We start from the raw sequence: 13,080 nt of genomic DNA, 5'->3' as shown, positions 1-13,080 counted from the left end.
CGGGCGAAATCACACCGGGGCTGGACCATCATCACGAAAGCTGCAAAGCCGTCAGGAGCCCCCGAAGGTCCCATCCTTCACACCAGCCACGAAGCAGCTCCACGCGTTCGCGGGGAACACCAGGGCGGGGCCTTCCGGATCCTTGGAGTCACGAACGGGCATGACACCGACGAAGCCGGCGGCAACTTCGATGCATTCTCCGCCGCTCTGGCTGTAAGACGACTTCACCCACCCGGCGCCGCTGAGGTCGATGCTCATTGAAGTCCCTTTCGGACAGTGCTGATCATGGCGAGCGAAGCCACCGTTGAGAGCGACTCCACCTGTAGCTGATCGTAGTCTCTTTCCCATGCCGCGCAGGTGGTCGAGTTCCGCTCCAGGTAGCCACGCGAGTTGGTCTCGCTGTAGCCGACCACGGATCGGTCTGGGAGCGTCAGCAGCACAACAGGGAAGGTGAAGGGCACCAGCTCACCGAGGGTCAGCGGCGCTGTCTGAACAGTGATGTTCGGGCGCTCGGTCAGCATGGTCACGTGGTCCAGCTGCCGCGCCATCACCAGGGGTCCGCCAACAAGCCGGGTCACACAACTCTCGTCCATGACTGTGTGGATGATCGGCGGATTCGGTCGTTCAAGTACCCGGTGCTGCCGGGTGACGAGGAAAGCAACACGCTCGTCCGCCTGGGCCTGGGTGATGCTGCCACGTCGAACGGATGCAGCTGCCAAGGCTGCCGCGTACTCGGGGGTCTGGAACAGCCCCGGAATCACGCCCGTTTGGAAGGAACGCAACTTCCGGCAGCGCGCTTCGCAGTCGGCGAACTCCTCGAAGCCTTCCAGCAGGGCGGCGCTCTTGATCCGTCGAAAGAGCTCCACGAAGGTTCCGCCGGTCTCGAACACTTCATCGGCTCTTACAGCGAAGTTGGGTGTTGGTGGGCGCTTCACTCGTTCGATGAATGAGATCAGGGTGTCCGAGTACCCCATGCGCCTGCCCAGCTCCACCTGAGACCAGCCTCGTGCACGCCGTGACCTGCGAAGTTCAGCCGCGAACCTGGCCGCTGGGGATGATGTTGAGTCAGTTTCCTTGGTCGCAAGGGCCATCCCAGAATTTTACCCGCCAGATCGGTGCGGGTGGAACCTCTGGAGTTCGGCCACCCTGGCGCCGAAGCTTGTAGCCAAGCGACTACGGAAGGGAGTGCGCGGTGAGTGCGCGCAGAACGCCTCCATCGGCGCAGTACAAGCCCCAGGTGGGCGAGTTGGTCCAGGATGCGGAACACGGCGGTGCTGAGGGTGTCTACATGGGCAGGGTGAAGCAGGCGGCCTACCTTCGGCCGAAGGGTGGCGGCAAGGAGTGGGAGACTCCGCTCGCCAGCATCGAACCCTTCCCGGGGCCACGGCAGTTGGTGCTCTCGATCAGGCCGGACACCCGCTACGCCACCCCGAGGCCGACGCCGAGGCCGGCAGCGAAGTAATGGATCTGGTGACCGAGGTGCCCGCCCCGGAGGAGGTTCCGGGCTGCATCGAGTGCGCAACCTTCAAGCGGAAGCTGGGCGAAGCCGCCGGCGACGCCTCCGCCCAGGCAGACGTGCGAGTCCGGTGGCGACGGCATGCACGCACCGAGCACGGGCAGAGATTCCCGGGACTCAGGGATTAGCCGCCAACTACAACGGTGACTGTGCCCGCTCGGGGCATCTGCGGGTGGACCTGGGCAGCTCTCTGCGGTGCGCCAGATGCGGCGGCACAACCCCGAAGTGATCTCCCGGCATTCGCCGGGACCGCGACCCCACCCAAGAAATGACACTGTCTGACGAAGGAGTAAGTCCTATGACCCACAGCGACATTGACCCGATCGATCAGCCCCCGCGCCGCATCGGGTGCCTGGTGGTCATCACGAACCCGGCCGGTGACGTGCTCGGGGTGCAGACCACCTACAAGCCGAAGCCGACCCTGCCCGGTGGCGCTGCCCATCAGGGCGAGAAGATCGCCCACGCCGCCGCCCGGGAGCTGTTCGAAGAGACCGGGATCAAGCGCGAGATCACCCACTTCCTCGCGCTCGACCAGACCCCGGCCAACCCGGACAGCGGCGCTACCGAGGGGTTCAACGTCGTGTGCGACGGCGGAACGCTCACCGCAGACGAGGCGGCGGCCCTGTCCGTTCCCGTCGGTGCTGCTGCCGAGATCTCCGCTCTCGTGTGGCTGCCGGTGGACCAGCTCACCGAACTGTGCGAGCCGTATCAGGCACGGCGTATCAGGCACGCGCTCGCGGCCCGCGAGTTCGCCCTGCGATTGCCTGTGCTGTACGCCGGCGAGGCCGCCGCATAGCGGCCCCAGAGACCCTCCCCTCACTACTCGGCCGACTGGCGCAGTAGCTCACCCGAACTGACGCTGCGTCAGTCCTGCGGCCGTCGCCGCTCGTACAGCGTCAGTCCCACCGCCAGTGCCGCGGCGCCGATGCCCAGTGCGGCCAGCAGTCGGGCGGCGTCCGAGGAGTGGGTGGGGGCCAGCGCCGCGAGCAGCACCAGGGCGGCGGCGCCGCAGGCGGCGAGCGTCGGGAGTGGGCCGGCGGGCAGGTGCGCGTGGCTGCGGGTGTCCACGTGCAGGAGGTAGCCGAGCAGCAGGGCGGTGATCGCCGCCGCCAGGGCGAGCTGCGGCGGGTTCAGCGCTGCCAGCACCACCGCGGCGGTGGCCAGCACGGTGTTGCGGTGGCGCGCCAGGCGCAGCAGCAGTCGGCTCGACGGGGCCACCGGACGCGCCGTCTGCGGCGGCGCCGCCCACCAGGCGAAGCCGGCGGCGAGCAGCGACGGCAGGAAGTCCACCGGACGGACGGTGGCCCGGTCCATCGGGTTGCAGGCGGCCACCAGCAGCGCCACACCGAGGAACCGCGAGGGCAACTGGCGCCCCGCGAACCGAAGAAGAGTCATCCGCGTGCCGCCCGTCCCGTCGCCGCTCATCCCCGACCTCCGTGGATCCGGCCGCGCAGCAGCGGCGCGACCGCCAAGTCCAAGCTCTCGCCGGGCGCGTGGGTGACCACCGGCACGCCCCGGTTGCGCAGCGCGAACCGGATCGCGGCCCGGTCCTGGCGCCACAGCCGCAGCGCCGACCCGGCCGCCTGGTCCGTCTCGTCCACCTCCGGGTCCGCGATCGGGATCTCCACCACGACCAGCGGGTACCCGCGGTCCGCCAGATCGCCGAGCACGTCCAGCACCCGCTGGTCGGCCAGCGGCGTGATCGCGTACACCAGCGCCCCGGCGGGCAGCGCCGGCGGGGGCAGCCGCTGCAGGTCGGGCGTGCGGTAGCCGAGGTCCTTGCGCACCTCGAGCACACTCTGCACGATCCGGTAGAAGTGCTGCTCCCCGCTGCCGGCCCGCAGCCAGCGGGTCTGCCCGCCGATCGAGACCACCCCGATCCGGTCGTGCTTGCGCAGGTAGGCGCGGGTCAGCCCGGCTGCCGCGCGCAGCGTCTCGTCCAGCGTGGAGGCCCCGGTGACCGGGTCGTGGAAGTCGCCGAGCGCGTCGACCAGCATCACCGTGTCCACCGCCCGCTCGGCGCCGAACTGGGTCAGCTGGATGCTGCCGCGCCGGGTGGTGGACGACCAGTGGATCCGGCGCTGCCGCTCACCCCAGACGTGCGGCCGCACCCCGATCACCTCCACCCCCTCACCGTGCTGGCGGGTCGCGTGCTCGCCGAGCCGCTCGGGCAGTCGGACCGGGATCGGGGTCAGGCCGGCGTGGGTGGGCACCGGGAAGACCTCCAGCTCGCCCAGGTCGACCCGGACGGTGCGACGGGCCAACCCGCCCCGGTCGTAGATGTCCAGGTCGACGGTGCCGATGGTCCAGCGCCCCCAGCGGACGGCCGCGAACTCCAGCTCCACGCTCGCCTCGCCGATCCGCTCGGCGACCTGCGCCACCCCGGGCCCGACGGTGACCGCAGGATCGAGCAGCCCGGCCTGCCCGTCGTGCTCGACGGCGATCCGCACCGCGACCCGCTCACCCTCGAAGCACCGCCGGGGCTCGACGGTCAGCGCGGTCGCCAGCCTGGTCGGCCTGGTCTGCCCGGGCGCGGCGAGGGCGACCAGCACGGCGGGCCCGGCCGCCAGTGCGAGCAGCCAGGCATGCCCGGTGAGCAGCGCGGCGACGGCGGCGACGGTCGCCACCGTAAGCAGTCGCAGGGTCCGCTCGCCGGTCCGCCAGCCGGCCGGCGGGGCACCGGCCCGCGCTCCGGCCTGAGCGCTTTCCCGGCCGGGCTCCTGACGCACCGTCATGAGAGCACGGCGGCGGCCGGCACCGTCTGCGGCGTCGGAACCTCCGCGAGCAGCCGCGCCACCACGTCGTCCGCCGCCACCTGACGCACCCACAGCTCCGGCTTCAGGGTGATCCGGTGCGCCAGCGCGGGCACCGCCACCGCCTTGACGTCCTCCGGGGTCAGGTAGTCGCGGCCCTCCAGCACGGCCCGGGCCCGCCCCAGCTGCACCAGCGCCAAACCGCCGCGCGGCGAGGCGCCGACCTGGATCTGCGCGTCCGCGCGGGTCGCCCCGACCAGCGCCATCACATAGTCGACCAGGTCGTCCGCCACCTCCACCCGCTCCACCGCGGCCCGCATCGCCAGCACCCGGGCGGGGTGGCCGATCGCCCGCAGCACCGCCTCCGGCGCGGCCCGGTCGATCCGGGCCCGCAGCATCGAGGCCTCCAGCTTCGGCTCCAGGTAGCCCATCCGGACCCGCAGCAGGAACCGGTCCAGCTGCGCCTCCGGCAGCGAGTAGGTGCCCTCGTACTCGATCGGGTTGGCGGTGGCGATCACCACGAAGGGGTCGGGCAGCGGCCGGGTGGTGCCGTCGATCGACACCTGCGACTCGGCCATCGCCTCCAGCAGTGCCGCCTGGGTCTTGGGCGGGGTGCGGTTGATCTCGTCGGCCAGCAGCAGGTGGGCGAAGACCGGACCGGGACGGAAGACCATCTCGCCGCTGTGCTGGTCGTAGAAGGGCGCGCCGGTGACGTCCGAGGGCAGCAGGTCGGGGGTGAACTGGACCCGGCGGAACTCCAGGCCCAGGGTGGTGGCGAAGGAGCGGGCCAGCAGCGTCTTGCCCAGGCCCGGCAGGTCCTCGATCAGCACGTGCCCGCCGGCCAGGACGCCGAGCATGACCAGCTCCAGCGCCTCGGGCTTGCCGACCACGGCCCGCCCGATCTCCGCCAGCACCTCGCGGGCGAGCTCTCCGGCCTGCTGGGGCGTCAGGTCATCGGTGGTCATCGGAGGTCCTCGCAAGTGATGGGGTCAGTGGGGTCAGTGGGGTCAGAGGGATTCAAGCCGCCGCACCAGGTCTTCCAGTGTGCGGTGCGGCACGGTGGCCGAAGGGGCCGCGTGCTCGGGATCGATCCACGGCCAGGCCGTCGGGCCGACCAGCGCGGCGGCGCGGGCCGGTTCGGTCCAGAGCGAGACGCCGTGCCGCTCGGAGAGCCTGGCCGCGTACAGCCGTTGCAGCTGTGGGCGCAGCGCGGCCGGGTAGCCGTTCGGGTCCAGGCCGTTGCTGACGGTCCAGTACCACTCGCCGAGCCCCGGCGCCCTGCTGCTCATCAGCCGCTCGCCGCGCCGGTAGCCGTGGTCCTGGGAGGCCGCACCGGCCGTGTACCGCGCGGTCAGCAGCGCGGCGCTGCCGAGCAGCACCGCGCCCAGCCCGAGGCCGGGCAGGCCGCCGACCAGGCCGAGTCCGAGCTCGGCGGCCAGTGCCACCCCGGCCAGCACGGTGACGGAGTGCCGCACCGAGCCGACGGGGTGGTTGCGCGGGTCGGCGCCGGGCCCGTTCTCAGGCCCGTTCCCGGGGCCGGTTCCATGCCCGTTCCCGGGCCCGTTCCCATGCCCGTTCTCAGGGCCGGTTCCCTGGTTGCCGCTGAAGCTGCGCCTGACCCGCCCGATCGCCGCGTCCTGCCGGGCCGCGTGCGTCGGGGAGGTGTACCGCTCGTGGCGCTGCTGACGATCCATCAGACGGTCGCCTCTTCACTCTGGGGCCGGTGCTGGTCCAGGTAGGCCGCGATGGCGTCCAGCGCCGCCCGGGCCCGGCTCAGCTGGGCCTCGCCCATCGGGTGGCGCGAGTAGCGGGCCTCGCGGAAGAGCGCGGTGAGCGCCGTCGCGTCCGCGCCGCGCACGGTGCCGGCCGCCACCGCGCGCTCCAGCAGCTCAGTCGGACTGTCGGCGGCCCGGCGGGTCACGCCGGAGGCGGCCAGTGACTCCTCCATCGCCGCGTAGCAGGCGATCACGGCGGCCCGCGCGTCCGAGCCGAGCAGTGCCCGGCGGCCGAGCTCGACGGCCTCGGCCAGCCGCTCCTCGACGCCGGCCCGTGGCACCGGCTGCGGCGCGGCGGAGCGCCGCGGACGGCCGCGCAACTGACGCCAGACCAGGAAGGCCGCGGTCAGCCCCATGAGCAGCAGGCCGACCTGCAGGACCAGGCCGATCAGGTGGCTCAGGCCCAGGTGGTGCCCCGGGACGTGCGGCGGGTGGCCGGTCAGCGGGGTCGACGACGGGGACGGGGCGAGCACCGACGCGTAGGGATCCGGCCGCAGGTCGCCGCGGTAGGCTCCACCACCGGTGGGCCGGTTCTGCATCAGATAGCAGGCCAGCAGCAGCACCGGCACGCCGATCGCGGCGCCGGGCAGCAGTCGTCGGGCGGCCTCCACCAGGCGCTCGGCGCGCGGTGGCAGTTCGCGCGCTTCGAGCACGGCCGCGCGGTAGCGCCGGTTCACCCGCTCCAGCGCGATCAGCCAGCCGAGGATCAGCAGCAGCACCAGGCCGAAGGCGCCGGTGAGCGGTGCCGAACCGGCCGAGAACAGCCCACTGGCCGGGCGCAGTTCCAGTGCTGCGAAGCCCAGACCGGCGACGGCCAGCACGGCCAGTGCCGGATGCGCGGCGGGGCGTCGGTCCTGCTGCGGCTCCGGCGGTTGTTCGGTCGGCTCGGCCGGCTCCTGCGGTGCTCCCATGCGTGCTGTGCTCCCCCCGTGCGGGCCCCGGATTGCGCTCTGCGGCCCGGCAGAACGGCAGCTTCGCACAGCCGAAGACCGATTGTCAGCATCCGGAGAGTCGAACGGCCGAGGTCCTCGATTGATCGATTACGCTGTGCTGCGCCTGTGGCGCAGGTGGACCAGAGGGCAGGACGAGGCCAAAAGGGGGGCCGGGGGATGGCCGGATACACGGTGAAGCCGGACGAGTTGGACGGGGCGGGGAAGTCGGGCCAGGCGGTGGCGGGCGCGATCCGCGGGGAGCTCCCGGGGTACGCCCAGGAGCACTTCAGTGACCCGGTCAGCGCCGACGCCCCCGGCCAGGGGATGTACGGATGGAAGATCGGCGACGCGGCGAACTACTGCTCGGACGCCTGGCACTACCACCTGGAACGGCTGGCCGGCCAGCTCGACAGCGCCGCCGGCAACCTGGTCACCACCGGTGCGAACTACCGGAAGGCCGAGCAGACCGGCACCCTGGAGCTCGACGGTGCGGCGGGAGGCGCCCAGTGAGCGAGGATCCGTACTGGTCGAAGCTGCGGTCCGTCGACGTCAGCAACCTGCACGCCGCCGCGGACCGTTGGGAGACCGTCGCGCAGAAGTTCACCCAGCACGCCGGCGACTGGCAGGTCCAGACCCAGCAGCGGGTGCTCAACTCGGGTTGGACCGGCGACGCGGCGACCGCCGCCGAAGCCCAACTCGAGACTCTCGAGCACCAGTTGAGGAACTGCCAGCAGGAGCTGGAGAACATCCACCTGGAGTTCCGGGCGGCCGCCGACCAGGTGCTGCTGCTGAAGGCCGATCAGGCGGCACTGGACAACGAGATCAAGGCCGATGGCTACTACCTGGTCGAACCCGTCGGCCAGATGCCCGAGGTCCGCATCCTGATGGAGGACCAGGCGAGCGGCGACCCGGGCATGGTCGGCGCCGACCCCGAGTTCCAGAAGCTGTTGACCGAGAAGAAGGCCAAGCGGCCGGAGATCATCCAGAAGATCAAGGACTTCGACCAGCGGATCAGGGACTTCGACGAGGGCTGGGCGAGCACCCTCGACCACCTCGCAGAGGTCGGCAAGGGCGCCTCGGTCGACGATGCCACCGTCGCGCAGGACACCAAGAACGCCCAGTGGGCCGACACCGCCGTCATCCCGCAGGACATCCAGAACAACAAGGACCCGAAGGCCACCGCCGCCTGGTGGAACTCGCTGCCCGACGCCACCCGCCAGCAGCTGCTCAAGGACCACCCGGACGTGATCGGCAACGCCGACGGCATCCCCGCCCAGGACCGGGACGCCGCGAACCGGCTCTACCTGCCGCAGCTGCGCGAGCAGATGGCCACCCAACTGGCCGGCGGGCACCCGGATCCCGGGGTGACCCAGGCCAAGCTGTCCGCCCTGGACGCGCTGCAGAAGCAGCTCGACACCCCGTCCAACCCGCCGATGATGCTGCTCGGCGTGGGCGGCAGCGGCCCGATCGTGTCCTACGGGAATCCCGACAAGGCCACCAACATCGCCAGTTACGTCCCGGCCAAGGGCGGCCTCGACCAGACGTTCGTCGACGGCGACCTCGGCTACGGCCGCCAGCTCGCGGTGGCCGCCAACCAGGCCGACCCCAAGTCGTCCACCGCCACCGTGGTCTGGATGAACTACAACGCCCCGCCCCGGGTGGCCGGCACCTCGATCTCGATGGACGGCGGCGGGGGCGGCTACGACGGCGCGGGCGGCTCGTTCCACCAGTTCCAGAGCGGCCTGCAGATCACGCACGACGGCGCGCAGCCCAACTACACGGCGATCGGCACCGGCGACCACAACGGCACCCTGATGGGCGCCACCCAGTTCGACGACTGGACCGGCAACACCGTGGTGACCGGCGACAGCGGCTGGACCGAGGACATGGACGTGAAGAACGTCGCGCTGCGCACCGACGCCAACGCCAACCTCGGCGACCCTGCCACCCTCAAAGCCACCGCGAACGTGGTCACCGGGCACGCCGACCGCAACAAGCCGATGGCGGGCCAGTGATGACGGTGGATCAGATCGAGGCGGCGCACCGGTGCGAGGCGCTGCTGGACCAGACCCTGGACGCCGTGCGACCCGCCCTGACCTGGCAGCACGGCGTGCCGGCGGCGGGGGAGGGCGAACTCGGCTGGTTCGTCAGCCGCAACCGCAACGTGCTCACCGTCGTCTCGGCCGCCCGGCGCGGTGCCCTGCTCGGCGTGGTGGAACGGCACTGGCGCCGCACCGGCCACCCCGTCACCTCGGTGAACGCCGACCCGGTCCTGCCCGGCCTCTACGCCGCCACCGCGGACGGCTACCGCCTCGCCCTGGACTTCGGCACCGCGGGCAACGCGTACCTCACCGTGCTCTCGCCCCCGGTGGCCCCCGCCGCCGGCCGCCTCCCCCACCCGCCCGGCACCCCGGGCATCGCCCGCCACCCCGGCACCCACGCGGACATGGCACCGATCCCGTCGGTGCACTGCCCGTTCTGGTCGGCGAAGGGGTAGTTGCCGCCACCCACCGCCCGCCAACCACGGCCCGCCACCCACCACCCACCACCCGCCAACCACCGCGTCAGCCTTCGCGGCTGGGGAGCATGGCCAGGGCCCGGGAGCGCTGTGCGACGAGGTCGGCGTAGGTGCCGTCGCGCTCGGCCCAGCGGTGCATGAGGACGCCCTTCACCAGGATTTCGGCCGGGGTGGGGTTCTGTGCGAGCAGGTCCATGACCTCGGTGGCGAAGTCGTCGAGCGGCAGCGCGTGCGGGTTCACCCTTTCCTGACCTGCTGTGGCGACGGCCGGGGGGACGAGCTCGACGACGCCGACACCGGTGCCGTCGAGCTGTGCGCGCAGTGCTTCGGAGTAGGCGTGCACTGCGGCCTTCGAGGCGGCGTAGCTGGGCATGGGCGGGAACGGCAGGAAGGCGATTCCGGAGGTGACGGTGACGAAGGTGCCGGCGCCCCGCTGGACCAGGTGGGGGGTGAAGGCGTCGATGACGCGGATGGTGCCGAGCAGATTGGTGTCGATCGTCGTCTCTGCCACCTCGAAGTGCGCGGGGTCGCGCAGGTCCTCCAGGAGCATGACCCCCGACATGGTCACCACGGTGTCCAGCTCGGGGTACCGGGCGAGCACGGCAGCACGGAAGGACGAGACGGAGGCCGGGTCCGTGACGTCGATGCCGAACGTGCCGAAACCCTCCCCGTCGAGTTCCGAGAGTGCCTGCGGGCTGCGGCCGCCAACGGCCACGGTGCTGCCCGCTGCGGCGAACCGGCGGGCCAGCTCTCGCCCGATGCCCGAGGTTCCGCCGACGATGAGAACGGTGCGGTTGGAGAGATCCACGAGATCTTCCCTTCAGTCAAAACGGTGTCACCGCAGTCTCGAAGGCATTCGCCGGGTGTGGCAGGGCCCCCGTCTTCCCTGGTCCTGCCAGGGCCCCCGCTGAGACACGCGCGCCGCACTACGGTGTCGGTATGAAGGATGAGGAATCCGGCAACCGGCTCGGCGGCTACCTTCGTGCCCGGCGTGAGCTGGTCTCCCCGGCGCAGGCAGGACTCCCGCCCGGCGGCAACCGCCGCGTGCCCGGCCTGCGCCGTGAGGAAGTGGCCTTGCTGGCCGGAATCAGTCCCGACTACTACCTGCGCCTGGAACGGGGCCGTGACAGGAACCCCTCACCCCAGGTGCTCGAATCACTCGCGCGCGTCCTGCGGCTCGACGACATCGAGCGGACGTATCTGCTCGGCCTCGCGGCGGCACACCCCAGAGCGCCACGTCGTAAGCAGCCCGAGCACGTACCGGCGCGGGTGCACGAGCTGCTGACCCACCTTCAGATCCCCGCGTTCGTCGAAGGGCGCGCGTTCGATGTCCTGGCCTCCAACCCCATGGCCGTCGCGCTCTCCCCCCGGCTGCGGCCCGGCCAGAACCGGCTGCGTTCGCTCCTCCTCGATCCTGAGGAACAGGCCTTCCACCAGGACTGGACGAAAGCCACCGCCGATTTCGTCGCCACCCTTCGCACCACCATCGGGGACGACACCGACAACCCCCGGTTCGTCGAGCTCGTCGGAGAACTCGCACTGTCCAGTCAGCGGTTCCGCACCCTGTGGGCCCGCCACGACGTCCGCAGTCTCGACGGAGGCACGACCACGGTCCACCACCCCGTCGTCGGTGAACTACGCCTCCACCGGGACAAACTCCCCATCGACGACGTCATCCTCGTCGTCTACTACCCCGACAAGGACAGCGACAGCGACGAGAAACTGCGGCTCCTCGCCGCACTCTCACACACCGAATCGAGTACTACCTCACCCACCCGGCGGGAACAGTCCGGCTAGGCTCCCCGAACAGGGGGCGGCCGGTTGTCAGCAGACGGCGGTCGAGGGTGTGGTGAGCCTGGGGAGGGCTACTCATGTCGACTGCGCAGGAGTGGGGGCGGCCGGCGCCGGACCAGACCTTGGACGGGCTGCTGGCGCTGGTGGGGTCCGTTGTCAGCCTGTCCACCGCACCGCAGGGACTGGGTGTCCTGGTGCGCCGGGTGGTCGTGCTCGATCCGTTGGAACCGGGTGTGCGGCCGGGGGACCTGCTGGTGGCCGTCGGTGTCGATCCGCAGTCCGAGGAGGCCGCAGCCCTGCTGCGCACCGTCGGGCGCGGCGGGGCCGCGGGCGTGGTCTTCCGCGAGGAAGGGGTGGGCCCGCGCAGTGCGGTCCTGCGTGCGGCGGCCGCCGAGGCCGGGACAGCCGTGCTCCTCCGGACGGCCTGGGCCGACTGGGCGAGCGTGATCGGGGCGCTGCGGGCGGGGCTGGCGGTGGCGGGCGCACCGGAGATCGCCAATGTGCCGCTGGGTGACCTGGACCGGCTGGCCGAGGCGATTGCGCTCCTCGTCGGCGGGGCGGTCACGATCGAGAACAGGGAATCCCGGGTTCTCGCCTACTCCTCCACCGATGCGGAGTTGGACCCGATCCGTCAGCAGACCATCCTGGCCGGCCAGGTACCGCTGTGGCGGCGAGTGGCGATGCAGGAGGCCGGGTTCTTCCGCGCGCTGTGGGGCTCCGCCGAGGTGCTGCACCGGCGGGCCGAGGGGGAGATCCCCGAGCGCCTGGTGGTGGCGGTCCGGGCCGGCAGCGAGCCGCTGGGCTCGATCTGGGTGGCAGCGGCCGGGCAGCCGCTGCCGCCGACCGCCGCCGACGCCCTGCGCACGGCGGCGCAGGCGGCTGCGGCCCACCTGCTCCACGACCGCTCCCGCCGCAGCGGCCAGGACGAGCTGGTGCTGGACGCGGCGCGGGCGCTGCTCGACGGCCGGGGTTCCGCCGACGTGCTGACGGAGCGGACCGGGTTGCCCAGAGCCAAGCCGTGCGCCGTCCTGTCGGTCTGCACCGATCCCGCTCCCGCAGCAGCCGGCCAGACCGGAGACCGGCTGGCCAACCTGGTGTTCCGGCACTGTGCCGAGCGCGCTCTGCTGCCGGTCGTGGTGCCCTCGAGGCGGGGTGTCCTGGTGCTGCTGGGCAACCTGGAACAGGAGCCGGCCCCGGCCGCCGCCCAGGTGTCGGGGCTGAGCGAGTCACTGGCCGGGAAGCTGTCGGCCGAGCTCGGCCTGCGGGTCCGGGTCGGCATCGGAGAGGTCCGGGGCCGGCTGGACCAGGCGCCGGACTCCCGCCGGACGGCCGACCTGGCGCTGCGGGCCCTGCTGTTCGGCAACTCGCCGCGGTCGTTCGCGCGCGCCGAGGAGCTTGCCGACGCCGTGGCCCTGCTGTACCTGCTGGACGCGCTGCACGACACGGTGCCTCCGGTGGACACGCCGGTGTCCCGGCTGGTGAGGTACACGACGCAGCGGGGCGAGGGCGCCCTGCTGGACACGCTGCGCGCCTACCTCGACCACTCCGGCGACAGGTCCAAGGCCGCGGAGGCACTGGCCGTCCACCGCAACACCTTCAAGTACCGGCTGGACAAGCTGCCGAAGGTGTGCGGCATCGACCTGGACGACCCCGACGCCCGACTGCTGGCCCAGCTCCAACTACGCTTGCTGGGACGCGATCCCGCCGACGAGCTCTGACTCCGTCGCCCCGCACGGGGAAAGCGGAGCGGCTCCGTCGCGCCGCACAGCGAGGAGCGGGCCGGCACCGGTTC

14 protein-coding genes are annotated in these 13,080 nt (G+C 71.8%); 6 read left to right on the top strand and 8 right to left on the bottom strand.

Annotated elements, in window-relative coordinates:
- Positions 1 to 51: 51 nt before the first annotated feature.
- A complete protein-coding gene (locus tag BR98_RS07755) occupies positions 52 to 258 on the bottom strand; it encodes a DUF397 domain-containing protein (protein WP_035841339.1) in 207 nt (68 codons plus the stop codon).
- Positions 255 to 1,091: a helix-turn-helix domain-containing protein gene (locus BR98_RS07750; protein WP_083976119.1), complete on the bottom strand. Its 837-nt coding sequence runs from the start codon at positions 1,089 to 1,091 to the stop codon at positions 255 to 257. The genes BR98_RS07755 and BR98_RS07750 overlap by 4 nt, the downstream gene beginning before the upstream one ends.
- A gap of 723 nt (positions 1,092 to 1,814) precedes the next feature.
- Here BR98_RS07750 and BR98_RS07740 point away from each other — a divergent pair.
- The gene (locus BR98_RS07740; protein ID WP_051969418.1) at positions 1,815 to 2,312 is read left to right on the top strand and encodes an NUDIX domain-containing protein; all 498 of its coding nucleotides are present in this window, start codon (positions 1,815 to 1,817) and stop codon (positions 2,310 to 2,312) included.
- A 68-nt stretch (positions 2,313 to 2,380) separates the two neighbouring features.
- On the opposite strand, the gene BR98_RS07735 is transcribed toward BR98_RS07740, so the two are convergent.
- From BR98_RS07735 to BR98_RS07715, 5 genes are read right to left on the bottom strand one after another with little or no spacing between them, the layout of a single operon-like run.
- Positions 2,381 to 2,941: a hypothetical protein gene (locus BR98_RS07735; protein WP_051969417.1), complete on the bottom strand. Its 561-nt coding sequence runs from the start codon at positions 2,939 to 2,941 to the stop codon at positions 2,381 to 2,383.
- Positions 2,938 to 4,251, bottom strand: coding sequence for a DUF58 domain-containing protein (locus tag BR98_RS07730; RefSeq protein WP_083976116.1), 1,314 nt, complete (start codon positions 4,249 to 4,251; stop codon positions 2,938 to 2,940). The genes BR98_RS07735 and BR98_RS07730 overlap by 4 nt, the downstream gene beginning before the upstream one ends.
- On the bottom strand, positions 4,248 to 5,234 hold the full coding sequence (locus BR98_RS07725; protein ID WP_035841336.1) for an AAA family ATPase: 987 nt from the start codon (positions 5,232 to 5,234) through the stop codon (positions 4,248 to 4,250). Before BR98_RS07725 ends, BR98_RS07730 begins: the two co-directional genes overlap by 4 nt.
- Before the next feature lie 42 nt (positions 5,235 to 5,276).
- A complete protein-coding gene (locus BR98_RS36110) occupies positions 5,277 to 5,963 on the bottom strand; it encodes a hypothetical protein (RefSeq protein WP_051969416.1) in 687 nt (228 codons plus the stop codon).
- Complete coding sequence (locus BR98_RS07715) at positions 5,963 to 6,955, bottom strand: DUF4129 domain-containing protein (RefSeq protein ID WP_051969415.1); 993 nt, start codon at positions 6,953 to 6,955, stop codon at positions 5,963 to 5,965. Before BR98_RS07715 ends, BR98_RS36110 begins: the two co-directional genes overlap by 1 nt.
- A 198-nt stretch (positions 6,956 to 7,153) precedes the next feature.
- On the opposite strand from BR98_RS07715, the gene BR98_RS40150 reads away from it, so the two are divergent.
- The 3 genes from BR98_RS40150 to BR98_RS07700 are packed head-to-tail and all read left to right on the top strand — an operon-like array spanning position 7,154 to position 9,473.
- Positions 7,154 to 7,486 (top strand): hypothetical protein, encoded by a 333-nt coding sequence (locus BR98_RS40150; protein ID WP_035841335.1) that lies wholly within the window; start codon positions 7,154 to 7,156, stop codon positions 7,484 to 7,486.
- Positions 7,483 to 8,991 carry an alpha/beta hydrolase gene (locus tag BR98_RS36105; RefSeq protein ID WP_051969414.1) on the top strand — a complete coding sequence of 503 codons (1,509 nt, stop codon included), beginning with the start codon at positions 7,483 to 7,485 and terminating at the stop codon, positions 8,989 to 8,991. Before BR98_RS40150 ends, BR98_RS36105 begins: the two co-directional genes overlap by 4 nt.
- A complete protein-coding gene (locus tag BR98_RS07700) occupies positions 8,991 to 9,473 on the top strand; it encodes a hypothetical protein (protein ID WP_051969413.1) in 483 nt (160 codons plus the stop codon). The genes BR98_RS36105 and BR98_RS07700 overlap by 1 nt, the downstream gene beginning before the upstream one ends.
- 67 nt (positions 9,474 to 9,540) lie before the next feature.
- Here BR98_RS07700 and BR98_RS07695 read toward each other — a convergent pair whose 3' ends face one another.
- A complete protein-coding gene (locus BR98_RS07695) occupies positions 9,541 to 10,302 on the bottom strand; it encodes an SDR family oxidoreductase (RefSeq protein WP_035841333.1) in 762 nt (253 codons plus the stop codon).
- Positions 10,303 to 10,433: 131 nt separating this feature from the next.
- On the opposite strand from BR98_RS07695, the gene BR98_RS07690 reads away from it, so the two are divergent.
- Both BR98_RS07690 and BR98_RS07685 read left to right on the top strand, forming a co-directional pair.
- Positions 10,434 to 11,291, top strand: a complete 858-nt coding sequence (locus BR98_RS07690; RefSeq protein WP_035841331.1) for a helix-turn-helix transcriptional regulator — start codon at positions 10,434 to 10,436, stop codon at positions 11,289 to 11,291.
- 74 nt (positions 11,292 to 11,365) lie between these two features.
- Positions 11,366 to 13,006, top strand: a complete 1,641-nt coding sequence (locus BR98_RS07685; protein WP_051969412.1) for a PucR family transcriptional regulator — start codon at positions 11,366 to 11,368, stop codon at positions 13,004 to 13,006.
- The last annotated feature ends 74 nt before the right edge of the window (positions 13,007 to 13,080 follow it).

Origin of the sequence: Kitasatospora azatica KCTC 9699 (assembly GCF_000744785.1) — a bacterium.
Classification (GTDB): Bacteria; Actinomycetota; Actinomycetes; order Streptomycetales; family Streptomycetaceae; genus Kitasatospora; species Kitasatospora azatica.
Note: the sequence above shows the minus strand (reverse complement) of the source record. Positions and strands in the feature narration are given on the sequence as shown.